The sequence below is a fragment of the Trinickia sp. genome (assembly GCF_051953955.1).
In the GTDB taxonomy this organism is placed as follows: Bacteria; Pseudomonadota; Gammaproteobacteria; order Burkholderiales; family Burkholderiaceae; genus Trinickia.
In genome coordinates this window covers 1-22,631 of record NZ_JBQCIF010000117.1, presented here as the reverse complement: position 1 = coordinate 22,631, position 22,631 = coordinate 1, and the positions used below count along the sequence as shown (strand labels likewise).

General features: G+C 65.2%; 25 protein-coding genes and 1 tRNA gene. 11 read left to right on the top strand and 15 right to left on the bottom strand.

Annotated features, from left to right (window positions below):
* Window positions 1-67: 67 nt before the first annotated feature.
* The 8 genes from ACTHNZ_RS21890 to ACTHNZ_RS21855 form a co-directional block, all read right to left on the bottom strand.
* Complete coding sequence (locus ACTHNZ_RS21890) at window positions 68-2,572, bottom strand: ATP-binding protein (protein ID WP_440544683.1); 2,505 nt, start codon at window positions 2,570-2,572, stop codon at window positions 68-70.
* Entirely contained in the window at window positions 2,569-3,225 is a 657-nt protein-coding gene (locus ACTHNZ_RS21885; protein ID WP_440544682.1) for a response regulator, read from the bottom strand. Before ACTHNZ_RS21885 ends, ACTHNZ_RS21890 begins: the two co-directional genes overlap by 4 nt.
* 298 nt (window positions 3,226-3,523) lie before the next feature.
* A complete protein-coding gene (locus ACTHNZ_RS21880) occupies window positions 3,524-4,165 on the bottom strand; it encodes an HrpE/YscL family type III secretion apparatus protein (RefSeq protein WP_440544681.1) in 642 nt (213 codons plus the stop codon).
* Window positions 4,162-4,794, bottom strand: a complete 633-nt coding sequence (locus tag ACTHNZ_RS21875; protein WP_440544680.1) for a hypothetical protein — start codon at window positions 4,792-4,794, stop codon at window positions 4,162-4,164. Before ACTHNZ_RS21875 ends, ACTHNZ_RS21880 begins: the two co-directional genes overlap by 4 nt.
* On the bottom strand, window positions 4,784-5,602 hold the full coding sequence (locus ACTHNZ_RS21870; protein WP_440544679.1) for a hypothetical protein: 819 nt from the start codon (window positions 5,600-5,602) through the stop codon (window positions 4,784-4,786). Before ACTHNZ_RS21870 ends, ACTHNZ_RS21875 begins: the two co-directional genes overlap by 11 nt.
* A 10-nt stretch (window positions 5,603-5,612) precedes the next feature.
* Complete coding sequence (locus ACTHNZ_RS21865; RefSeq protein ID WP_440544678.1) at window positions 5,613-6,038, bottom strand: hypothetical protein; 426 nt, start codon at window positions 6,036-6,038, stop codon at window positions 5,613-5,615.
* Window positions 6,035-6,235: a hypothetical protein gene (locus ACTHNZ_RS21860; RefSeq protein ID WP_440544677.1), complete on the bottom strand. Its 201-nt coding sequence runs from the start codon at window positions 6,233-6,235 to the stop codon at window positions 6,035-6,037. The genes ACTHNZ_RS21865 and ACTHNZ_RS21860 overlap by 4 nt, the downstream gene beginning before the upstream one ends.
* Before the next feature lie 60 nt (window positions 6,236-6,295).
* Window positions 6,296-6,631 carry a hypothetical protein gene (locus tag ACTHNZ_RS21855; protein ID WP_440544676.1) on the bottom strand — a complete coding sequence of 112 codons (336 nt, stop codon included), beginning with the start codon at window positions 6,629-6,631 and terminating at the stop codon, window positions 6,296-6,298.
* Between the two features lie 245 nt (window positions 6,632-6,876).
* Here ACTHNZ_RS21855 and ACTHNZ_RS21850 point away from each other — a divergent pair, with 245 nt between their 5' ends.
* The 11 genes from ACTHNZ_RS21850 (at window position 6,877) to ACTHNZ_RS21800 (ending at window position 16,002) form a co-directional block, all read left to right on the top strand.
* Window positions 6,877-7,434 (top strand): RNA polymerase sigma factor, encoded by a 558-nt coding sequence (locus ACTHNZ_RS21850; RefSeq protein WP_440544675.1) that lies wholly within the window; start codon window positions 6,877-6,879, stop codon window positions 7,432-7,434.
* Between the two features lie 91 nt (window positions 7,435-7,525).
* Entirely contained in the window at window positions 7,526-7,732 is a 207-nt protein-coding gene (locus ACTHNZ_RS21845) for a hypothetical protein (protein ID WP_440544674.1), read from the top strand.
* A 38-nt stretch (window positions 7,733-7,770) separates the two neighbouring features.
* Window positions 7,771-9,258: a secretin N-terminal domain-containing protein gene (locus tag ACTHNZ_RS21840; protein ID WP_440544673.1), complete on the top strand. Its 1,488-nt coding sequence runs from the start codon at window positions 7,771-7,773 to the stop codon at window positions 9,256-9,258.
* 26 nt (window positions 9,259-9,284) lie between these two features.
* A complete protein-coding gene (locus ACTHNZ_RS21835; RefSeq protein ID WP_440544672.1) occupies window positions 9,285-10,049 on the top strand; it encodes an FHA domain-containing protein in 765 nt (254 codons plus the stop codon).
* Window positions 10,043-11,434, top strand: a complete 1,392-nt coding sequence (locus tag ACTHNZ_RS21830) for a FliI/YscN family ATPase (protein WP_440544671.1) — start codon at window positions 10,043-10,045, stop codon at window positions 11,432-11,434. The genes ACTHNZ_RS21835 and ACTHNZ_RS21830 overlap by 7 nt, the downstream gene beginning before the upstream one ends.
* Window positions 11,400-11,900 (top strand): hypothetical protein, encoded by a 501-nt coding sequence (locus ACTHNZ_RS21825; RefSeq protein WP_440544670.1) that lies wholly within the window; start codon window positions 11,400-11,402, stop codon window positions 11,898-11,900. The genes ACTHNZ_RS21830 and ACTHNZ_RS21825 overlap by 35 nt, the downstream gene beginning before the upstream one ends.
* 223 nt (window positions 11,901-12,123) lie before the next feature.
* Window positions 12,124-13,044, top strand: coding sequence for a type III secretion system cytoplasmic ring protein SctQ (gene sctQ / locus ACTHNZ_RS21820; protein ID WP_440544669.1), 921 nt, complete (start codon window positions 12,124-12,126; stop codon window positions 13,042-13,044).
* Entirely contained in the window at window positions 13,041-13,700 is a 660-nt protein-coding gene (gene sctR, locus ACTHNZ_RS21815) for a type III secretion system export apparatus subunit SctR (protein ID WP_440544668.1), read from the top strand. The genes sctQ and sctR overlap by 4 nt, the downstream gene beginning before the upstream one ends.
* Window positions 13,701-13,704: 4 nt before the next feature.
* Window positions 13,705-13,968, top strand: coding sequence for an EscS/YscS/HrcS family type III secretion system export apparatus protein (locus ACTHNZ_RS21810; protein ID WP_440544667.1), 264 nt, complete (start codon window positions 13,705-13,707; stop codon window positions 13,966-13,968).
* Between the two features lie 28 nt (window positions 13,969-13,996).
* Window positions 13,997-14,905 (top strand): EscT/YscT/HrcT family type III secretion system export apparatus protein, encoded by a 909-nt coding sequence (locus ACTHNZ_RS21805; protein ID WP_440544666.1) that lies wholly within the window; start codon window positions 13,997-13,999, stop codon window positions 14,903-14,905.
* Window positions 14,902-16,002 carry an EscU/YscU/HrcU family type III secretion system export apparatus switch protein gene (locus tag ACTHNZ_RS21800; RefSeq protein ID WP_440544665.1) on the top strand — a complete coding sequence of 367 codons (1,101 nt, stop codon included), beginning with the start codon at window positions 14,902-14,904 and terminating at the stop codon, window positions 16,000-16,002. The genes ACTHNZ_RS21805 and ACTHNZ_RS21800 overlap by 4 nt, the downstream gene beginning before the upstream one ends.
* A 22-nt stretch (window positions 16,003-16,024) precedes the next feature.
* Here ACTHNZ_RS21800 and ACTHNZ_RS21795 read toward each other — a convergent pair whose 3' ends face one another.
* From ACTHNZ_RS21795 to ACTHNZ_RS21765, 7 genes are all read right to left on the bottom strand, one after another.
* Entirely contained in the window at window positions 16,025-18,085 is a 2,061-nt protein-coding gene (locus ACTHNZ_RS21795) for an FHIPEP family type III secretion protein (protein ID WP_440544664.1), read from the bottom strand.
* Between the two features lie 83 nt (window positions 18,086-18,168).
* Window positions 18,169-18,561, bottom strand: a complete 393-nt coding sequence (locus ACTHNZ_RS21790; protein ID WP_440544663.1) for a hypothetical protein — start codon at window positions 18,559-18,561, stop codon at window positions 18,169-18,171.
* On the bottom strand, window positions 18,539-20,281 hold the full coding sequence (locus ACTHNZ_RS21785) for an ATP-binding protein (RefSeq protein ID WP_440544662.1): 1,743 nt from the start codon (window positions 20,279-20,281) through the stop codon (window positions 18,539-18,541). Before ACTHNZ_RS21785 ends, ACTHNZ_RS21790 begins: the two co-directional genes overlap by 23 nt.
* Before the next feature lie 182 nt (window positions 20,282-20,463).
* On the bottom strand, window positions 20,464-21,129 hold the full coding sequence (locus tag ACTHNZ_RS21780) for a response regulator transcription factor (protein ID WP_440544661.1): 666 nt from the start codon (window positions 21,127-21,129) through the stop codon (window positions 20,464-20,466).
* Between the two features lie 404 nt (window positions 21,130-21,533).
* Entirely contained in the window at window positions 21,534-21,707 is a 174-nt protein-coding gene (locus ACTHNZ_RS21775) for a hypothetical protein (RefSeq protein ID WP_440544660.1), read from the bottom strand.
* 126 nt (window positions 21,708-21,833) lie between these two features.
* The gene (locus ACTHNZ_RS21770) at window positions 21,834-22,013 is read right to left on the bottom strand and encodes a hypothetical protein (RefSeq protein WP_440544659.1); all 180 of its coding nucleotides are present in this window, start codon (window positions 22,011-22,013) and stop codon (window positions 21,834-21,836) included.
* A 478-nt stretch (window positions 22,014-22,491) separates the two neighbouring features.
* Window positions 22,492-22,566: transfer RNA gene (locus tag ACTHNZ_RS21765), tRNA-Arg, on the bottom strand.
* Between the last annotated feature and the right edge of the window lie 65 nt (window positions 22,567-22,631).

The window sequence follows — 22,631 nt, the reverse complement described above, 5'->3', positions numbered from 1 at the left end:
CCGCGCCCGGGGCCGCCGGCCCCATCATTCTCGTTTGCTCGAAATCGCACGCCGCCTCTCCCGTCATTCAGCAACCGGGAAATGATACCGGGCCGACGCTCGCCGGTGCACTCGGCGAGCCCGCATCGTCGGCCGCGCGGTCGATCGACGCCTTGAGCGCGACGAGCGCCCCGCTCGCGTCCGCCTCTTCTTCGAGCGCCTGCTCGAGCCGCATCGCCGCTGCCACGACGTCCGAAAGCTCGAACCATGCTGCACTACCCGCGATGGAATGGGCGATGTCGCGTGCTCGGCACCGGTCCGTCACCATTGACAAGCCAAGCAGCACGTCCATCTCCGCGGCGAGCATCCGACGCAACTGGCGCGAGAGATCGTCGTGCCGCTCGATCGGCGCGGCCGCGCGCGCCGAGGTCCGGCGCGGCACGATAGCGGGAGCGTGGCGCTCGAGCAGTTCACGCAATCGTTCGAGCGGCAAGGGCTTGACACACACCTCGTCCGCCCCCGCTTCGATGCATGCGGTGCGCTGGCGTTGCGTTGCATCGGCCGTCAACGCGATGAGTACCGTCCGGTGCGCCCGACCGCTTTCGCGGCGACGCATGCGCGCGATCAATGCGGCGCCGCCTAGCTCGGGCATCGCACAATCGGTGATGATCACGGCGTAGTCGAGGCGCTCGCACGCGCGCAACGCCTGCGCTCCGTTTTCGGCGAAGTCGCAATCGACGACGCCAAGGCTAGCCAGCTGACGCCTGAGTACCTCGCGATTGATCGCATGATCCTCGACGACCAAAAGGTGCGGCACGCCGACAGCATCGGCCCCAGCGGCGACCGCGAGCCCAGGAGAAAGTGCGGGATCGGCAGTGCGCGGCCGGCAGACGGCCTGCGCCACGAGCAAGCCGAGCGTGACGGTGACGGTCGTGCCACGGCCGAGTTCGCTTTCCAATGCGATCGTGCCGCCCATTTGCTCGATCAACCGCTTGCAGATGGCGAGCCCCAATCCGGTGCCGCCGTACCCGCTCGCCAACGTGCGTGCTTGGGAAAAAGGGGCGAACAATCGAGCCTGATCGTCCTCGCCAATCCCGATGCCCGTGTCGGCCACATGCATCGACAAGATCTGCCGGCCATCGGATTCGCCGTCCACGTCGATGGCCACCGAAACGCCGCCGCGATCGGTGAACTTGACCGCATTGCCGAGCAAATTGAGCAGCACCTGGCCGAGCCGCCGGGCGTCTCCGATATGATGGCGCGCCACCGCACGCGAGATCTCGACCTGCATCGCCACGCCCTTGCGTTCGAGCGCCGGCAAGACGAGGCCGACGGCGCGCGTCACGATCTCTTCGATGCTCATCTCTGCCTGCTCGAGCGACAGTTCGCCGTTGTCGCTTTTCGCGATGTCGAGAATATCGTTCAGAATGAGCAGCAACGAGTCGGCGGCACTGCCCGCCATGCCGACGAGTTCGCGATCGTCTCGGGTCAAGCCCTCGTGATCGAGCAGTTGCAAGATGCTGACGATCCCGCTCATCGGCGTACGAATTTCGTGGCTGACCGTGGCAATCAGCAACTCCCGCGCGCGCGCTTCCGAGACGAGTTCGCGTTCCGTGCGCCGGCGCTGCCGTACCTCGTCGCGCAGACGGTGCACGTTGAACCACAAGATGCACAAGAACAGCAGGGTAATCGTGCCGATGGGCGCGAGCGCGAGCCATACCGTGCGCGGGGCGATGCCGAACGTAAAGCGCGTCGACAACCAACTGTTCTGGATGTACTCGCGCTCCGTTTCGGGAACGGCCCCGAGCACGCGATCGACGAGCGGCAGCAAAGGAGCCAAGCCCGGCGCCACGGCGAACGATAAGTCTTGGGTCCGCTCGGCCGGAGCCGCGACGCGCAGCGCGCCGGCGTAGCGTTCTCTGACGATCCGATCGACGACGCCGAGATTGCCGACATAGGCGAACGCGCGCCCCTGCGCCACCTCCTTCAGCCCATCTTCGGCCGACCCGACCGTGATCGCATGCAGTCCCGACAACCCGCCGAAGCGTACGCGGGAGGTCTGCGCATCTCCGATGATCGCCACTTGGGCGCCTTCGAGATCATCCAGACCCCCGATGAACGGTGCGTTCTCACGCGTCACGATGACGAGCGGATAGCGAACGTACGGTACGGAAAACCCAAAGCCCGGCGCTAGGCCGTCGTGCTTCGAAGCGGCAACGACGATGTCGATGCGGCCCGCGTTGGCAAGCCGGATCGTCTCGGCCCAGGAACGGGTCGGGACGACGCTGAACCGCAGATGCAGCCCATCGCGCAAAAATTGGAGGTAGTCGGCCGAGATGCCGTCGATGTGCCCTTGCGCATTGACGAATGCCATGGGCGACCACTGAGGCGGAGTACCGATCCGCAAAGGAGGAAGCGAGTCGAGATAGGCTCGCTCCGCCTGCGATAGCGCCACCTGCGGATACCAGCCTTTCTCGGGCTGCGGGCCGCCGCTGTCGTGGCGAGTCCATGCAGAAAGCGGGGCAGCCGCGAGGGCGCACGTGGCGATGAGGCGTCCGATACGCGCAACGACAGGACGCGAAAGAACTTTCACGATGAGCAGGGATCGCGCGTCTGCCAGTACTCGATCAATTCTTGACTGGTCGAAAGCCCGAGCTTGCGCTGCGCCCGCATCTTGTGCGCACTGATCGTCTTCACGCTGCGGTTGAGCCGCTCGGCAATCAGCTTCGAGGGCAATTTTTCGTGAGCGAACAGCCGAACGACTTCGAGCTCGGCCGTCGTCAATGCCGCCTCTTTGCCAAAATGCTTTCCGATGAGGCTCACGCGTGCCAGCAGCGCTTCGACGCCGGGGCTCACGTAGCTCCGGCCTTGCGCCACCGCGACGAGCGCACTCTGCAGCTCATTGATTCCTCCGGCCTTTTCCACGATCGCGCTCACGCGCTTGGCAAGTAGCTTGTTCAAGATCGCGGCGTTGCGCATCGCCGTGACGACGATGATCGGCACGCCCGAGCGCATGCGCTGCAAGCGTTCGATCAACGGAATGCCATCACGCGTGCGCGCACCCGGCATCGACAGATCCGTTACGATGGCATCGCATTCCCACTCTTTCACGGCCTGAACTAATTCGTCGGAATTCGAGGCTTCGGCGACGACATGAGCGACATGCGATGCCTCGATCGCCAAACGAATGGCGTGGCGAACGATACCGTGGTCTTCCGCCAATATGATCCGCAGGGGTTTATTCACGACGTTTCCAGGCCTCCATCGCTCGGCGAAGCAACTGCTCGACAGCCGCAGCGGCTGCTCGCCATACAGCAAGTGACCGCGGCGGAGGTAGCATTTCTGCCCGCGCCGCTTCGCGATGAAACGGGCGAGACGTTGTCTTTCTACTCGTCAAGAAATTGTAGCTATGACGGACGGGAAGGGAATTGTAGGGAGGCCACGCAGATCTCCGGCTCAGAAAATTCTCGAATAGTGAAATTCCTCGGCGCATTTCAATTATTGTTTTTGGAGCAATGCGTTCTTATTCAGCCATCTGCGCCTTTTATCGTTGGCCCACCGATTCGCGTTCGCGTCCGCCATCCCGCATGGCGACCGGCGCCAGCGACACAATGAGCGCATCGAAACCAAGCACCCATTCGCCGTCGTTTGCCACGAGCCTGCACTGCCCCGGCGCCAGGGCATCATCGACGTCGATCGGCCAGGGAGCACGAATACCGGCGCGGCTGTAGATCGATTCGTCGACGTGGCACAGTTGAAGACGTGCGGCGGGCGTATCCCCCGCTGCTTTGGCCAATTCCTCGCACACTATGCGCAGCCGCTGCTCCGCGGGCAATTGAGCGCCGATACGCCGCAGTGCGGCGGCGAGCACTTGATCGAGCGCCTCCTCCATTCGAGCCATGAGCGATGCCTGCGCCAGCCGGTATGCCTCGTCGAGTGCGAGTGCTCGCGCGGCGAATGCTTGCTCGGCCTGCGTCTCGCGCACGCGGCGTACCGCCGCCGAACGGAGCTCGCCCGCCCGCGCCGTCTTGCGTGCGTTTTTAACGATCGACGATGCGATGCGTCGAGCACGTTCGACGAGTGCCGCAACATTGCGTACGTTCGCCGCATCGTCGCCTCGCAAAACGAGATTGCTCGGCATCGCATCGAGGGCATCGCCGATCGAAATCCGCCGCGCCGTAATCATTGATCTCCCTCCCGGATCGATCGGCCGCCGCCCTGCCGCGTCGCGGCGCCGCACAGCGACAAGCAACGGCCCACGTCGATCCATTCGACCGTCAATGCGTGTCGTTGCCTTGGTAGGTGGCCGGTATTGACGGCATTTCCGATAGCATATGGCCCGGGCGGAACGAGCATTGCGATGCGCGAGTCGATTTCCGGCCAATCGCGCCGGGCCATGGCGCGCAATACGCAAACGCCGCTCGTGTGCGCGGCCGACGATGCGACGCGTGCCGCGTCGAAGACCGTGCGCATGCAATTGACGTCGCGATATTTCAACGCAAGGGCGAACCATCTGTCGCTCGGCGCGCGGCACATGAGCGAATCGACGCCGGCACGCAGCATGGCAAGGTGCCCGAGCATCGAAGCGACGCCGTGCAGCACTGCCGGCGATGCGCGCACGACCTCGATCCAACGCGGATCACCAGGCGGACGCCACCGCCGGTCCAAGCCGAAGCACGTCGACCAACCGCTATAGATCAACCGCGCGGCATGGCAATCGACATCGCGGGCAGGCGCTCCGTAGCCCACGTGCCAGGCCGGCGCGGCCCAGCGCCACGGCTCGACCCAAAATAGCGGAATATCGTCAACCGTCATCGCGTACGTCCCGCCGCGAGGTGTGTTGCCGGAAAAGTCGCAGCAGCCGATCGAAAAAGTAGCCGAGCGCCATGGAGCCGCCGGCGAGCAGCATCAGCGGCAACGCGCTACCGGCGCGTCCAATCGCGAGCAGTCCACCGGGCGGGCGCACGGGCTTCGCAATCGCCGCGGCCTCTTCATCCGAAATCGTCGTTCGCTGCTCCGGCACCAGCATGACGGCGATGTGCCGATCATCTTCGGCGGCGAGCCCGGGCGCACCATTCTTCACGAGCCTCGCGATGCTCGGCGCGAGCGGCGACAAGTCGACATCCGCACGATGCTTGATCAGCACCGAGGCGGATGCCCGAGCGAGCGGCGCTCCCGGCGCCGCTCGCTCGGGGGGAACGACGCTCACGCGTGCGGCCACGACACCATCGATTTGCATCAGCGTCGCCTCCAATTCACGGCAGATCGCATGGACGCGGCGCGCACGCTCCTCGAGCGGCGTCGGCGCGATGCCTCGCTTGCCGAGCGCCTCGTCCATGCTCGGACGCGCGGCACGCAGCAAGCCGGCCTCGCGCAACGCGCGCGTCGCCCGCGGAAAGTCCGACGCTGCGACCGACAGCATCACGCCGTCCTTCTGCGCCTTGCGCTCGACGACGATGCCATGCCCGCTCAGCACCGCCATGATGTCACTCGCCGTGCGAGCATCGGGCGCCCATCGCAGTTCCGTCTTGCGGTCGCACCCCGACAATCCGAGCACGGCCGCGATCAACGGCAAGCACGCGAGTGCGGCATGGCGAGTTGCCGCTCGAGACTCGACTCTCATCGCGGAACGATCACGTGGCCGTGACCAATTGCCGAAGCGCAGCGGTCGTTGCGCCGATGAGCTTGGCGCCCCACATGACACCCAGGTTATATGACGCCATTGCGCGCGCTTGACGATGCATCGACACAGCCAATGCAGTCGTATCGATACCCGACGCCCATGCCCCTGCCAATTCCTCGGATCGTGCTCGCGCCTCCACGCGGTGACGTGCGATCTCGTCGAGTTGCCTCGCAAGCGAGGCCAATACGGGCGCGGGTTCGCCCGCCGGCGGCACCGGCGCATGAACTTCCAACGCCAAGCGCCGTGCGTGTCCGAGGTCGACGTCCGCCATCGCCGACGCAAACGACCATGGATCGACGGATGAGACCACGTCGAGCATCGCCCCGCCCGATGCGATGGCGCGCTGCACCGGCCCCTCGATTGCGATCCCCGTCATGGACGCAAGTGCTGGCCGATGCTGCGCAGCGCGTTGATGAGTTGTGTCCTTGTGTGCCCTTCCATCTCAATCAGCGCATGTTCGGCATCGACGCTGCGCTTTTCGAGCGCGAATGCCGTGCCTGCTCGGACCGTCCATTGAGCCGCACGGCTTTGGCTTGCCGCCAGTATGGCGTAGCTGCCCAAGATATCGTTCATATCGCCTCCGATCATGAGGTGCGGCGCCAAGCGCCGCCCCCGCCTCCCTATGCCTGCTCGTTAAAAATGGATGGCTTGCGCCGCCTTGATGCTGGCGTTTTGCACCTTGACTCCGGAATCCAGATGGCCGCTCGCGATGCTGTTGGCCGTATCGGTCATCATCTTTTGGATATTGGCCTCGGTCTGCATCCGCATCGCCTGCAACTGCATCGCTTCCTGGCGCTTCAGGACATGCTCCATCTGACTTGCACCCATGCCGCTCGGTGATCCCGGAGCGCTCCACGCTGCGTCGCGGGACGCGCCGGACCCGCCGAACACCGACGAAGCGACCGATGAAGCGAGCGTGCTGAACGCCCCCGCCAATTGAAGTGCCGGAACTACGGCTGCGATGGTCATGATTGCAACTCCTTTGATGTTCGAACGGCTGGTCTTCCGGAAACCGATTCGCACGCGCCGGAATTGCGGGCTTAGTAACGGTATCTGCAAAGCGGTTCCGCACGAATCGCGCAGCCCGGTCGCAGGCGCCCCCTGAGCGCATGCCGAAGGTAATGTCGTCCGATTTTCTGGTCGCTCGAGTCCTATCGAGCTACGCATCCTGAATCATGCGCGAATCGCCCCGCCATGAGTCACTCGATCCGAAGATGAGCTCGATGCCCTTGAATCCGCCGTCCTCACTCGCCACGGCGGATCAGTCCACACAGTTCGACGACTGGTACCGCGCGCACGGCCGCGCGATCTACCGCTTCATCGCACGCCGCGTCCGAAGTGCGGAAGATGCCGCCGACATTCTTCAGGCGACCTATCTAGGTGCCTGGGAAAACCGCGCGGCGTACCGCGGCGCGGCGCAGCCCAAAACCTGGCTGACCGCCATCGCGCTCAACGTAGTGCGCAATCACGTCGGCCGTGCGTCCGATTACCGCTTCGTCGTCGAGCCCATCGACGATCACGAAACCGCGCTCGTCGATCTGCGCACGCCAGATCGAAGCGTCGCCGTCAAGCAAACGTTCCTGCGCTTTCTCGAGTTCGCGCAATCGCTCTCGACGGAGCAGCAGCGCATGCTCGAGCTGCTGTTCGTCGACAACGTCAGCTACGTCGAGGTTGCGGCCAAGCTCGGCATTCCGGTCGGCACCGTTCGGTCGCGCTTATCGCGGTTGCGCGCGAAGCTCGATAGGCACTTCCACCTCACGGGATTCCCATGAATCTTTCTCGTGCCGGCATCGTCCCGTCGGCTCCGTATGAGCGCTACATCGCGCTTCGGCCTACCGTTCACCGCCCCGTCGCCTATTTCCCATGACCATCGATCCTCTCGACACGCAACTGCTCCATGCGCTACGCCACGCCGAGCAAATGCGCAAAAGCCTATCGCCCGAACGCCCCGCCGAGTGGCGCGACTATGTCGAATCGCTGCGCGGCGTCGCGCTCGCCAATTGGAGCGCAACCACGGACCTGCAGATGAAGTTCGCGTTGCTGCGCACCGTCATCAACGAAGTTCGGTGATCGGCATGCGCGCGCGTGCTACTCGATGCCTTTGGTTGATGGCCGTACTGTCGCTGCTCGGTGCGTCGGTCGCGGCCCATGCCGCAGGCGACGACAACGCCAGCCTTGCCGCCCCCTACGCGCTCGATGCCTCGCACCAAACGATTGCCTCCGTTCTTGGCCGATTCGCGACCGATCACGGTTTGACGTTGCGCGCGGGCGGCAATCCGGCGGCCGGCTGGCAAACGGCCACGCTCGACGGCTGGGTGCGAGCCCCATCGGGCCGCGCGTTTCTCGAACAACTAGCCCAAGCCCACCATTTCTCTTGGTTCATCGCCGAACGGTCGTTATACGTCAGTGCAGTACGCGATTTCGCCGTCGAGCGAATCGAACTGGACGGCATGCGTGCGGACGGGGCCCGCGCCGCGCTCGAAGCGGTAGGCCTTTACGATGCTCGCTTCGGCTGGGGCGAGCTTCCCGGGAAAGACGCCATTCTGGTCGGCGGTCCGCGCGCCTATCGGGCGCTCGTGCGGCGATTCCTAGTCAGCCGTCCGAATACGATGAGCGCGTCGATCGATCCGGCACCGATGGTGTTTCCATTGCGCTTCGCTCAGGCTGCGGACCATCTGCCGTCGAATGCGCACGGCGCCGCGCGCCCCGGCGTGGCGGCGCTGCTGCGGCAGTTGCTTTCGAGCGATATGCCCGCCGGGCAGCCTGCGTTCGCGATCGCCGAGCAATCGAACGCTCCCCCGCTACCGCCTCCCGCCGCGCCGATTGCAAGGGGGATCGGATTTCCGAGCGTCTCGTCCGCATTGTCGTCCGATCTATCGCCGTCTCGGCGCCTGAGCGCGGCGAGAGGCACTGAAACGGGACTGGCCAATGCCGGCATCGTCGCGGACGAAGGGACGAACTCCGTCATCGTATGGGCCGATCGACGCTGGCGAGGCCACCTCCAGCAGCTCGTCGACGCGCTCGATCGCCCGGCCGCGATCGTCTCGATGGAGGTGCTCGTCGTCGAAGGCGATGCCGCCGCCGTCTCGGCGCTCAGTGCCGCGGCCGAACGCACGCACGCCGTTACCGCAGCGCGCCCGCCGGCCTTCGACGACCCGGTCGCCGATGCCCTCGGCGCAAGCCGCGTTCGCCTCATCAATCGCCAAACGCTCGTCGGCCAAATGAACGCGCACTTGACGCTCGCGATCGGCGGCGAAGCCTCGCAAGTGAGCGCCGCGCCTACCGAAGCGCCCCACCAGGCCGCCGGCGAGACATTAAACGGCCGCGGCGGCAATCAAGGCGACCGCCTCGATCTGGCAGCTCGCGTCCTGCCGTCGGATGGAACCGATGCGATCCGCCTCTCCGTGGACGTCGATCTGCTCATGACCCAACCCACCGGGCTGCCCGGTCAACCGTGGGCGAATACGAGCAGCGTCAAACTGGATACCGCGATCACGCTGGAAAGCGGTGCGCCGCCGCGTTTGATCGCGAGCTACCCCGTTGCCACGGCGCGCGGCGAGCAACGCGCCATCTTCATCAGCGCGAAGGCGTTGTAGGACGGGATGGGTTGAGACGCGACGCCATGCTCGAACTCCGAATTCTCACGGGCCTGCACCGCGGAGCCGCACTCCCGCTGGACGGCGACGCGATCCGGATCGGCAGCGGGGCCAACAACGATATCGTCTTGCTCGACCCCGGCATGCCCACCGTGGCAAGCGTGATTTACAGGTCGGGGGCCTCCAACTGGCAATACGTTCCGTATCGATCGGGCGATAACGACGATGAGGCGTTCGACGCCACCCGCGCGCCGAACCGCACGGCGCTGGTGGCCGGCGTGCGCTGGTTCGCGGGTCCGGTCATGATCGGCTGCGACGACGAAACCACGCCTTGGCCCACGACCGTGACGCAAGGCGGCGCATCGCGCCGCGATCGACGCGCCAAGCGCCGCGCCTCGCTCAAAACTAAGCTGGCTTGCGCATTCGCCGCGGCGATCGCTGTCACGGTGCTTGCAGCCTGGCTCGTGGCACAACGGCGCCCAACCGCGCCGGCCCCCTCACCTGTAGAGGCGGCGGCTGTAGAGGCGGCGGCGATGCCTTCCGCTCGGACGACGGCCGGCGCGATGGGTACACCTGTGCATGCCGTCAAAGCCGTGTCGTATCCCGATGAAGCAAAGCCTAGGCCGCCCTTCGGGATACGCAGCGCCAGCAGTGGCCCTTACGGCTTCGTCGTCACCGATGACGGCCAGGTCCTGATCCCCGGCAGCCGGTGGCGTGCGTTCACGCTCGTTCGCATCGAACCGGGCCGCGCGGTGTTTGCGGGGCCTCACGCGGCGGAGCTGGCATGGTGAGCGACGAAAACGTGCCGATGCGCCCTTGTGCGAGCACCGATGAGCAGGCACGCATCGCGGCGTGGGTGCGTCGTGCCACCGATCGGGTCGAGCATCCGAACGCCGCACGCTGCTATGGCCGTGTCCAAAGCGTCAACGCCATGCTCGTCGTCGCATCGCTGCCGCGATGCGCGATCGGCGAGCTGTGCGAAGTAATCCCGCCCGATCCTGCCGCCGCATCGGTTTTCGCCGAGGTGATCGGCTTCGATGCCGAACGCGCGTTGCTCGCGCCGCTCAGCCCGCTCGACGGCATCGAGTCTCATTCGCCGGTCCGTGCGCTCGGCGAGCCGCACAGCGTGCGCGTCGGCCCCCATCTGTTGGGCCGGGTACTCGACGGATTCGGCCGGCCGATGCGGCCTAACACCGCGTCACCGTCCAGTGACTCGAGCAGTTCGCGCACCGTACGCGTGCTCGCCGCCGCGCCGTGCGCCGCCGAGCGGCCTCTCGCCGATCGGCGCGCGGTGACGGGCGTGCGGGCGGTCGACGCCCTGCTGACCCTCGCACGGGGCCAGCGCGTCGGCTTGTTCGCGGGCCCGGGATGCGGCAAGAGCACCTTGCTCGGCGCCCTCGCGCGCGGCATCGATGCAGACGTCATCGTGTTCGGGCTCGTCGGCGAGCGCGGCCGCGAATTGAATGCGTTTCTCGGGCACGAGCTCGATGAACGACTCGTGCGCCGCACGGTAGTCGTTTGCGCAACGTCGGACACCCCTCCGATGGAACGGGCCCGCGCCGCATTCACGGCAACGGCGATCGCCGAAGGCTTCTGTCATCGAGGCAAGCACGTTCTGCTGCTCATCGATTCCCTGACGCGCTTCGCCCGGGCCCAACGCGAGATCGGGCTCGCGTCGAACGAACCGCCCGGGCGGCTGGGATACCCGCCCTCGGTCTATGCCGCATTGCCTCGCTTGATCGAACGGGCCGGCAATCGCGAAGCCGGCGCGATCACGGCCATCTACACAGTGCTGACGGAGTCGGAAACGGCGGACCCGATCGCCGACGAAGCACGATCGCTGCTCGATGCGCATATCGTTTTATCGCGCAAGCTCGCCGAGCGCGGCCATTTCCCAGCCATCGATGTCGTCGCGAGCCTCAGCCGTCTCATGCCTTTCGTTGCCGATGACCGCCATCGGCGCGATGCCGAGCACGCGCGCATGCTGTTGTCACGCTACGGCGATCTCGAATGGCTCATTGCGCTCGGCGAATACGAGCCCGGCCAAGATGCCGCCGCTGATGAAGCCGTCGTCCGCCATCCGCAGCTCGCGGACCTATTGAAGCAGGACTTGCGCATCCTCGTCCCGTGGGAGAAGACGCTTGAACAACTGCATGCCGCTGTTTCCGGATCATGAGCCGCGCGGCGAGCGCTGCCGCGCGCTCAATGAAGAAGTGTTTGCATCCGGCTTGCCGCCTGTGTGGGCTGTGCTCGCCGCCCTATGGGATGCGCGCCGCACTCGTGCCGCGGACACGCTCGCCCGCGCACGGCGCGATCTCGATCGAGCCCGCGCCGATGAACACCAAGCCCAAGCCGAGGCACTGCGACTGCACGAGTGCGCCCTTGTACTCGAGCGCGAGTGGCATCGCGCCATGGCGCTGCGCGAAGCACGAGGCCTAGACATCCATCATGCGCGGACGGCGCAAGCGTACCGCGAGGCCGTGCTCGCGCGGCGGGCCGCCGATCTGCAAGCCGTGTCAGGCATCACCGAACACGCGCGCCGCGCGCTCTTCGAGGCGCGGCAGCGGTATGCCGAAATCGCGCGGAAACGGGAAAAACTTCGGCTCTTGCGGCAGCACGTCGATGTTGCCGCCCAAGCGTGACCTCAATCCATGCGTGCCCTCTCGGCCGCGCAAATCGGCGCGCCCCATGAGCGATGCACAGGAGCCGCGCGCACTACGCGTCCTACCCTCGGCGATCCGATTGCGAAGCGTCGATGCCCTCGCGCACGCGCGACATCGTTTCAGCACGCCATATCACACGCGATGCACGCTCGTGAACGGCGCAGAAGCAGCGCTGGTCATTCGCGAAGATCCAGGCGCCGCAATGAATGACGACGAGGGCCTGCCGCTTTCGACGCGTTTCGGCCCCGCGCTCGCCTATGACTGCGCCTCGATGCTGCTCGCCTGCTCCGGCGTGGATTTGACGCAATGCACGGGAACCGCGGCGCAAGCCGCACTCGCACGATACGCATTCGCCGCACTCGAGCCGGCGCTACAGGCCGCACTGGGCGACCCCACCGTCAGCGAGAACGCGTCGACAGCTTTACGGCGCGAGCCGACCTTCGCAATTCATGTGCTGATCCGCTTGCCATCGGTTCGAGTCGGCATGCGTCTGCTCATGACCGTGACCGGCTTGCACGCATTGCTCGATGACGCCTCGTGGCATCCGCTCGCCGGTCGCGCCTCGCTGCCCGATTGGGCGACGTGCCTCGACGCCAGCCTGGGGCTCGTTGCCGGCGAAACGACGCTGCCGCTTCACGAATGCAACACGCTGGCATGCGGGGACATCGTCCGCTTGGCCGCAACCTCGTTCAACGTCTCCGGCCGCACCTCGATCCGCATCGCCGATCACTGCCTGCAGCTTCGCTGGCTCGACTCCCTCCGCTGTTTCAAGGTCGAAAACATGAAACTTGACCCAACGCCCTGTGCTCCGGAAGCCGACCCCGGCCAGACGACCGGCGCCACCCGTGCCGCCGGCGCAATGGCCGCGATCGGCACGATCGATACGGCCGCCATCCCCGTGCGCTTGACGTTCTCGCTGGGTGCGCTACGGCTGACGATGGGCGACGTCGCCCGGCTGCGTCCGGGCTCGCTACTCGAATTGAAGCAAGGCCTGCCACCGCACGTGAGCATCGAAGCCAACGGATTGCCCATCGGCGCAGGTGAACTCGTCGAGTTGGACGGCCGGCTCGCCGTCGAAATCACGCAGTGGGCGCGCGCCGGCTCGCCGATCGCCACGTCATGATCCTCGATCAAAATCCACTAGCCTTGCTGGCCTTGCTCGGCCTGCTTTCGCTGTTGCCGCTCGTGGCGATCGCCACGACGTCGTATCTGAAGCTGTCGGTCGTGCTGGTGCTCGTTCGCAATGCGCTCGGCGTTCAGCAAGCGCCGACGACGCTGGCATTGAATGCCGTCGCGCTCGTCGGAACGTTGTTCGTCATGTCACCGACGCTCTCGGCCTGCATGGCAGAGGCTCAGGCGCAGACGGCCCCCCTGGCGCAAGCATCCGGCACCTCGCAAATCGAGGCCGCGCTCAAGGTCGTCGAACCGCTGAGGCAATTCGTGCTTCGCAACGGGCGCGCAAGCGAGCGCGAGCGCTTCCTCGAGATGGCGCGCGCGACATGGCCCGACACGGCAAGCAACGCGGCGCGCGCGGACGATTGGAGTATCGCCGTGCCGGCGTTCGTCGTATCGGAGTTGCAATCGGCGTTCGAAATCGGGTTGCTGCTGTTCGTGCCGTTCGTCGCCGTCGACATCCTCGTGTCTAACGTGCTGCTCGCCATGGGCATGCAGATGGTACCGCCCTCGATCGTCGCATTGCCGATCAAATTGTTGTTGTTCGTGCTTGCGGACGGCTGGGGCAAACTGCTCCACGCGCTCGTGCTCTCGTATCACGGATGACGTCATGCCCGACTCGCTGATCTTGCTTCAGCACGCGCTCGTCTTCGCGTTCGAGGTTTCCGTCGCGCTCTGCCTCGTGGCGGCCTGTGCCGGCATCGCCATTTCGCTCGTGCTGTCGGTGTTCCAAATCCAGGACCAGGCGCTACCGTTCGCGGTCAAGCTCGTCGTCGTCGGCACGGCGGTGGCGATGACGGGCAACGGCGTCGGCGCCGAGTTCGTCCGCTTGATCGATGAAGCGTTCGAACTCGCAAGCGCACGGCGCACGTGACCGTGCAAGCGACCATCGCCTCGTACCCATGACCGGCTCGATCGAATCCGCTCTGCCATTCGTCGCCGCCTTGGCGCTGGTCGCTCTTCGCTGGCTGCCTGCGCTCGTTTTCGTGCCGCTGCTCGTCGGCCACGCGCTGAGCGGTGCCGCGCGCACGGTGGTCGTGCTCGCGCTCGCGTTGCCTGCCGCGCCCGGTGTCGCCGCAGCGCTCGCGCATGCACCGCTCCCGCTCGTTCAATGGCTAGCGCTGGCGGCCAAGGAAGCCATGCTCGGCGGCCTCCTCGCCGCACTCATCGCCGTCCCTTTTTGGGCCATGGAGGCGGCCGGCACCTATCTCGACTATCAACGCGGCGGCAATCCGCAAGCGCTCGATCCGGGGATGTTCGCGGAGGCCTCCATTTTCGGTACCGTACTGCGTCAAGCGCTCATCGTGTTTTTGATCCATGAAGGTGCGCTGCACGCGATGCTCGAAATCGTTGCATCGAGTTACGCGGTGTGGCCTACGGTCGCTGCACTGCCGCCGCTCGGCCCGCATGCATGGGAGCCGTTCGGCATCCTGCTCGCCGCGGCGATGCGATTTGCGCTCATATTGGCCGCCCCCTATCTGCTGGCCCTTGCTGCGATCGAGGCTTGCTTCGCGCTGCTATCGCGCGTCAACGCGAAATTCCCCGCTTACGTCGCAGCCCTGCCGTTCAAGAGCGTCGTGCTCGTGTTGTTGCTCGCGCTGACGCTGCCTCGCTTGCTCCCGGCGGCCGGCGACCTCGCCGGCAGGCACGGACAGGAAGTGCGTCGAACGTTGCGTGATGCGGCAGGAGATCGCTCGACGTCCGGTGATGGGGCTTCCGGACAAGGCACGCGTCGCCCGCCCCCGCCCCCGCCCCCGCCCCCGGAACCGGAACCGGAACCGGAACCGGAACCGGAACCGGAACCGCGATGAGCGACAAGCCGCTTCCGCCGACCGAGAAGCGCCTGCGCGAAGCACGCGCCGAAGGCAACGTCGCGCGCAGCGAGATATTCGCCGGCTTCGTCGCCGCGGCACTCGCAACGGAGACGCTGTTCGCCCTCCTCGATATCGGCATCGGCCGGTGGCTCGCGCTGCAACAGAGCGCATTCGCACATCTGGCCGGCCCCGATCGCGTCGATGCTTGCATACGGCTGATCCTGCTCTGCGCCGCCCTGATCGGCACCGTCGTCACCCTGCTGGCTCTCATCGCAGCCGCCGCGGCCGCGCTCGCGGCGTGGATTTGCGGCGGTCTATCGTGGGCACCGAAGACGATCAGGCCGTCGCTGAAGCGACTCAATGCCGCAAAACACGTCAAAGCCCTTCTCGGCGCGAAGAACCTCATGGCAGCCGTACTCGCGCTGATGACGGCCGGCATCGTCGGTTCAGCGGCCTACGGTCTCTTGCGCGAACAGCTCGCGCTCGTCGGCATCATGATCGAATGGACGTCGCTGGCGTTCGACCTGCACGCCGGCATCTCGGCTTTGCATGCCTTCGTTCGCGCTCTCTTCGCGGCGCTCCTCGTCCCCGCCGTACTTTCGGTGTTCGTCGCGAAACGACAGCACCGCCGCGGCCTGTTCATGACGCACCCCGAACTCAAGGACGAGCTGAAACAAACGACGGGCGATCCGGGCACGCGCGCCCGGCTCCGCGCTTCGTTTGCCGAAGCCGTCCACGCGACGCCGCCGGTGCGCCGAGCGCGCGGCCGCCGCGTCCTCATCACGAATCCGGAACACGTCGCCGTCCTCTTGCAATACGGAGGCGACGAATTGGAGCCGCCGATCGTCATCGCCAAAGCGATCGGCGGCGATGCGATGCGGATGGCCAACGACGCACTGCGAGAACACGTTTTCGTCTTTCGCTTTCGCCGGCTCGCTCGCCATCTAGACCGTCACGGCGAATTGCAAGCGGCCATCCCGGCCGACTGCTATCGGGCCGTCGCCATCATTTTCAAGATCGTCGAAGAAGCGGAAGCGCTCGGCGAGCAGCCCGATGCCCCGATCGAAATAGACGACGACGCGTTCGGATCGTAGTGTGACGGCAGCGCTCCGCAGGCTAAGCAACCGTTCCCGGCGTCGGATCCGCAGTTTGCGTTGGAGTTGGAGTTGGGGAAGCGGAGTCCAGCGTAATGCTGCCGAGCACCTTCACACGCTGTGTCGACACGACTTCGGCATACGAGAGCACATACGTCTCCGCCAGTTCGTCCGCGAGCCAGTGACGCAGCGGCCGCCGCAGCTGCTGCGTCGTCAGTAAGACCAGATCCGCGCCAGGCTCGGGCGGCGTCGCAGCCAGTACGCGAATCTGCCTGATCAAGTGCTCCGCCAGATCCGGCTCGATCGTCAGCAGGGGACTCGCCGCCGTCTGTGTCAGAGCATCCGTAAGGCGCGCCTCGAGTGTGCGCTCGAGCAGGCATGCTCGCAACACGCCATCGCGAGCGAATTCAGCGCAAATCTGTTCGGCGAGCGCCACGCGCACGTGCTCGGCCAGCATCGTCGTTTCCTTCTCACGAGGCGCCCACGCGACGAGCGCTTCGGCGATCTCCCGCACGTTGCGCAGCGACACGCGCTCGAGCACGAGCAGCTTCATGACTTCCGCGAAACGCGGTAGCGTCGTCGCCTGCGCGAGTTCCTTCGCCATCGCCGGCATCTCGCGCTGCAGCCAATTGAATATCAATTGTGCTTCATGAATGCCGACGAACCGCGCCGCATGCCGCTGCAGCGCTCGACGCAACGCCAGTGCCAAATCGCCGGCGGCAAGCAATCCGTCCCGTTCCCAGTGCAACCGGCCTGACGCGACCGCCACTTCGTGCACGGCGACTTCGTAATCGTCGGCGTCGAGCCGCTCGACGCGATCGACCTCGATGACGGGCACGGTCATGCCGTAGCGCAGGACCAACTCGTTGCGGATGCGCCGTATCGCTCGCCGCACCGCCTGGTCGCGCTCGGCGGCGGCATCGGCATTTCCGGTGCCGGCCCGCGACGAAAGCGCTACCACGATCGCGCGTATCGGCACGATCTGACGCACGTCGACGTCGTCGGGCACCCCGTCGCGCACGGGCAGTCTCACCGGTGATGCCGCGCGCTCCCGGGCATGCGCTTCGCGACGCAGCCGTGCCGCACCGATGGCGGCCATGGCTATCGACAGCAGCAGGAAGACGAGCCATGGCATGCCGGGCACGACTGTGAGAACCGCCGTCACGAAGGCAGCCAACAGCCATGCGGCCGGCGCGCCGAGCACCTGGTGCGCGATCTGGCCACCTACCGTCGAGCCCTGCGAGCCGGACTCCTCCCCGACCCGGGTAACGAGGAGCGCCGCGGCGATCGCGATCAGCAGTGCGGGAATCTGCGCAACGAGCGCGTTGCCGATCGCCAGAATCGCATAACGCTCGAACGCGTCGCTAAGCGACAGATCGCGCCGGGCCACGCCGATGGCGACGCCAGCCGTCAGATTGACGGCCACGATCGCGAGCGCCGCGATCGCATCGCCTTTGACGAACCGCATGGCGCCGTCCATCGCACCGTGCATCCGGCTCTCTCTCGCCAGGTCCTCACGCAAGCGCTGCGCCGTCTCGGGCCGCGTAAAACCCGCGCGAAGATCGGCATCGATCGCCATCTGCCTCCCTGGCATCGCGTCGAGCGCGAAGCGCGCGCCGACTTCAGCCACACGCTCGGCTCCTTTCGTGACGACCAGGAATTGGACGATCGCGATGACCGCGAAAACGATCAAGCCGACCGAGATATCGTCGCCCGCAACGAAACGGCCGAACGTGTCGACGATATGGCCAGCATCCGCGTGCAGCAAAAGGGAGCGGCTCGTGCTGACCTCGATGCCGAGCCGAAACAGCGTCGTCAGCAGCAGCACGACCGGAAAGCTCGAAAACGAAGCGGCGCTCGGCAGATACATGGCGAGGGCGATCAGCAGCACCGCGGCGCCAATATTGACGGCGATCAGTGCATCGATGACGATCGGCGGCAACGGCACGATCATCATCGCCATGACTAGCGCGATCAGCACGGCCGCTACCGCATCGCCGCGCGCACCGATCGCGACGAGCCACCGTGCGAGCGCAACACTCGATGCATCGCGGCGAAGCGGTACCGAAGCCATGTCGCTCATCGAACGCCTTCCGAAAGAAAAAATGATTCCGTACGAACCGCGCGGCGACGGTTCCTGGGCGACGAAGAAATTGCACCTGCCGGTTAGCGGGCCGCACCCGCCTTGGCGCATTCGTCGACGAACACGGCTCTGAGCACGTCGAGCGTCGAGCGTGCGACCGGCAGGGCCAGCCCGATCAGCGATGCATCGGCGAGACGAAGTGCACCCTCGGCATGATTGAGCGGCTCGAGCACGCCTTCGTCGCGCACGAAAAACGCCGCCGTTCCCGTCAGCCGATGCAGGGCGTGCGCCGCGCGAACCCACTGCTTCTCGCGGCAAGCACCATCGAAGGCAATGAGCTGACAATCGAACTCGTCGAGTGCAACCGCCAACAGCGTTCGCAGCCCTTCTTCGCCGTACAGCGTCGACAGTTCGGACAATTCGAACGAGCACATGAGATGGGTTTCGCGCATTTCACGTAGGTGTGGGTTCTGCATCGGCATCGGTCGTCCGCGCCCATTTTTCGAGGAGGGCGGCCAGCTTGAGCCGCGTGATCGGCTTCGCGAGGTAGTCGTCCATGCCCGCTTGGCGGCAAGCGCGCACATCGTCTTGCGTCGCATTGGCACTGATCGCGACGATCGTCGTGCGCCCCAGGCCGTCCGCTTCCGCTCGGCGGATGTTGCGTGCCAGCGTATAGCCGTCCATGCCCGGCATGTGGCAATCCAGCAGGACGAGCGCCGGCCGATCGCTCCGCCAACGCGCGTAGCCCTCGATGCCGTCGGCGGCCTCGCCGGCTCGCACTCCGAGCGCCTCGAGCTGTCGCATCATGATGTCCCGATTGACGTCGTTGTCCTCGATCACGAGCACTCGCCGTCCAACGAGCGGAGCGGTAGCACGGTCACCCGCCGGCGACGCAGGCTGGCTCACGTCGGCTCCACAGCGTTCAGCGTCGCACTGCGCCCCGACGCGGCCAAGGCTGGCCGCCACCGCGCCGGCCAGATCGTCGATCGAGCGCACCACGCGCCGCGAGCCGTCGCGAGCCAGCACGGCCACCGCCCCGTTCGCTTCGGCGCAGACTTCAATATCGGTGCCGCGACCGCGCGCGACACATCGCACGCCCAACTTGCCCAGCACCGCACGCGTAGCCACGTTCATCGCGGACACCGGCATCCGAATCGCGGCCCGTGCCGGGCCGGCACGCGGCCATGCGCGGCGCTCGCCACCCCATCGAATCGGCAACCGGACACGCACACAAGTGCCTGCGCCCACCCGGCTTTCGATGTCGATCGTGCCGTCCATCAGATCGACGAGGCGTTTGACGATCGACAGCCCGAGGCCCGTGCCGCCATAGCGGCGCGTGGTCGTATTATCTTGCTGCGTGAACGGCGAGAACAGACGGGCGCGATAGGCCTCCGCAATGCCGGCGCCCGTATCGAGAACGGTCAGTATCAGCCACGGGTGGGAGCGCACCGACTTGCGCCGCACCTCGAGTAGCACGTGGCCCCGTTCGGTGAAGCGGATGGCATTGCTGAGCAAATTAGTCACGATCTGATTCACGCGGACTTCGTCGCCGATGAGTTGCCGATCGAAGTGCGGCATCGTCGCCAAATAGAGGGGGAGGCCCTTGCGCGCCGCGAGCGGGGCATGCAACTCGACGGCCGCGGCCGCGAGCGCACAGATATCGAACGGCGCGACGTCGAGCGTCAACGCGCCTTGTTCGATTTTCAGGTAGTCGAGCGTATCGTCGACGACGCGCAGCATCATCCGCGCCGAATGCTGCGCGATGCTCAAATAGCGCTGCGGCTCATCGGCCAGCGCCATCGTATCGAGCAAGTCCAGCACGCCGACGACGCCGTTCATGGGCGTGCGGATTTCGTGGCTCATCATCGCCACGAACGCCGACTTCGCACGATCGGCCGCGAGCGCCTGCTCGCGCGCGACGATCGCTTCCGCGCGGGCGGTCACGGCCGCGGCACGTGCCGCCTGCGTGCGCCGATAAGCCCACGCGAGCGCTGCGATGACGGCCGATGCGATGACGGCGGCGGCTGTCGCGAGGCCTATCACCAGGCGCTTCTCGTAGCCGAGCACGATCGTCAGCGGCATGTGGCCGCCGGCTGCGCCACCGCATGCGAGCTGTCCCACATCACCCTGCCGCGCCTCGAGGGCAGGCCGCACGGCGCCGGCCTGCGGCGCGGTGCGGTCGTTGAGCGCGGTCATGCCGCCTCGGTCACAGCCCGCACGCTGCGCGGCCTCCTCGCCTACTTGCGCCTGCGCTCCCGCCGCCAACCATGCAACCGCCATCGTACAGACGAGTTGGCGAACGAAACCCTGCGTTCGAAAACCGCCTCGCGCAAAAAACAGGCTGCAGCGCGCGCTCATACCCATCGCTGCCCCCCGGTTCAGTACCGAAACTTCTCTTTCAGAAACAGCGCCAAGCCGAGATCGTCCGATACGCTCAATTTGCGCATGGCGCTCCGCTTGTGCGTGCTGACCGTCTTCTTACTCCGCCGCAGTCTTGCGGCCGTTTGCGTGACGGATAAGCCATCGGCGATGTGCCGCAATATCTCGATTTCGGAAGCCGACAACATGTCCTCGCGAGCATGCGGCACGCGGGCCTCGATCCTGCCCTCGCGCATGACGAAGAACTTGCGCGGCGATGCGACGGCACTGCGGATCGTCTCCGCGATGAGCGGCAACGGCGTCGATTTTTCGAGAAAGGCATTGGCGCCTGCCCGATGGCAGACGCATTCGGTATCGCTCGCGCGCGCCGCGGACAACACCACGATCGTGATCGGCGGCACCTCGACGCGCAAGCGCCTGACCAACGTGGCGCCATCCAACCGGTCCTCCGGAAGGTAGAAGTCGACGAGTGCCACATCGCAGATGCCGCGCTCGAGCGCGATGAACAAATCGTCGATCGTCGAGACGTTCGCCACGAGGTCGAAGTCGGCGTGATCGCGCAAGTAGGTTGCGACGCCGAGGGCAACGATCGGATGATCGTCGAGCACGGCGATGCGGATTCGATGCCTGGGACGGGACAACAACAAGATCTTCCGGGGAGTCATGCGTTTTCATCCTCGCTATTGCCATTGCGACATGAAAGAACCGCCGCTGTAATTTAATAACCGTGGGCGGACGGCGACGAAATGTTGCGCAAAAAACAGACAGGATAATTAAGCCGCCACACGAAAGCCGGCATTTTTCATATATCTCGCAATCCGTTTCGTTGAGGCTTCGAATCAGCTTTTGTTCATTCGGAATATCCAACGTCTGCAGCCGTGCGGCTGATGGCTTGCGCGCGGCATAGACCGCGCGGTGCGCTCGATTCTAGCCCAAGCATGCGGTACCAACAATGTTCGAATGCACGCATTTTTGTCCGAAAGAAACGGAACCCCTCGATCACACTTCCGTTGGTCTTATATTTAATTGAGATAGACCATCTCAATTAAATTCGTGATAAGCGAGGCAATTAAATCAACGTCAGGCGAATCGGCCATTTAATGTCCCAATCAGCAAGCCAACCGATACCAGGAACAAAAAGCAGGCGCCGCTGCGCGATGGCACGAGCGTAGACGTGAGACGAGGACAGGCCGGCACGAACGATGCCGGCATGCGCATTGCTGAGCAAGGCATGGACAGCCATGGGAGAGGCCGAACGTGCGGCAGCCTCCGCCACCTCGCACTCGGTGAGCACAGATGGCGGAGCGGCCAGTGGCCGGAGTGGCTCGAGGCCGAAGCGGCCCTGGGTGTCGTTCCTGTGATGCGCCGTTCAATGAAAGAGTTGGGCTGCTGCAAAGACGATACCCGTGACGGCGCTCGTGAGTCCGATCGCGGTGCCGATGAACCACTTCAACAGCGTCGCCTCGATCGTCGTGATGTCGTTTTTCGTTGCCAGGTGAGGAAGCAGGGCCTCGGTGTGGACCACTCGTTCGCAAATTTCAGTCGTCATGTGTTCAAGTGCCGTTAGGCGTGCGTTAAATGACGAATGATCGCCGGTCAGGACCTCGAACGGGACGGGGGGACGGGGAAATCGGACTGTTTTCTGTGGACGACACTGATTTTGCTCAATCATTGGGCAACTCGCTCGACGGAAGGAAGTGGCGCTCGGCGCCGCCGAAACGCGGCGAACGAGCCGCACGCTCGAAAGCCGCATGCGCCGGACGCCACGGTGGCGCCCATGCACGCATCATCGAAGATCGAGCACGAACGGCACAGTCGTCCGAATGGTCAGCGCCGCGCGCGCTCGTCGGACGATTTCTCGAAGTTGCGGTTGGATAAAGTCAAGGACGAACCATGAAACCTATCTTGAAGATCTCGCTGGTCGTGATGGTAGCCGTGCTCGCAGGCAATCGCATCGTGGACTACCTTTGCGACGCGCGCCCGAAACAGCAGCGCCTGCCGCTGTGAGGCAGCGGCGACGAACGGGTTGGCCCCCCCACGAGGAATCGAACCTCGATTTCAGGTTTAGAAGACCCGTGTTCTATCCGTTGAACTATGGGGAGGCGAAGGCGTGATTGTACGACGCCCCGGACACCTGAGCCGGGGGCCGAAATTATACCCGATCGCC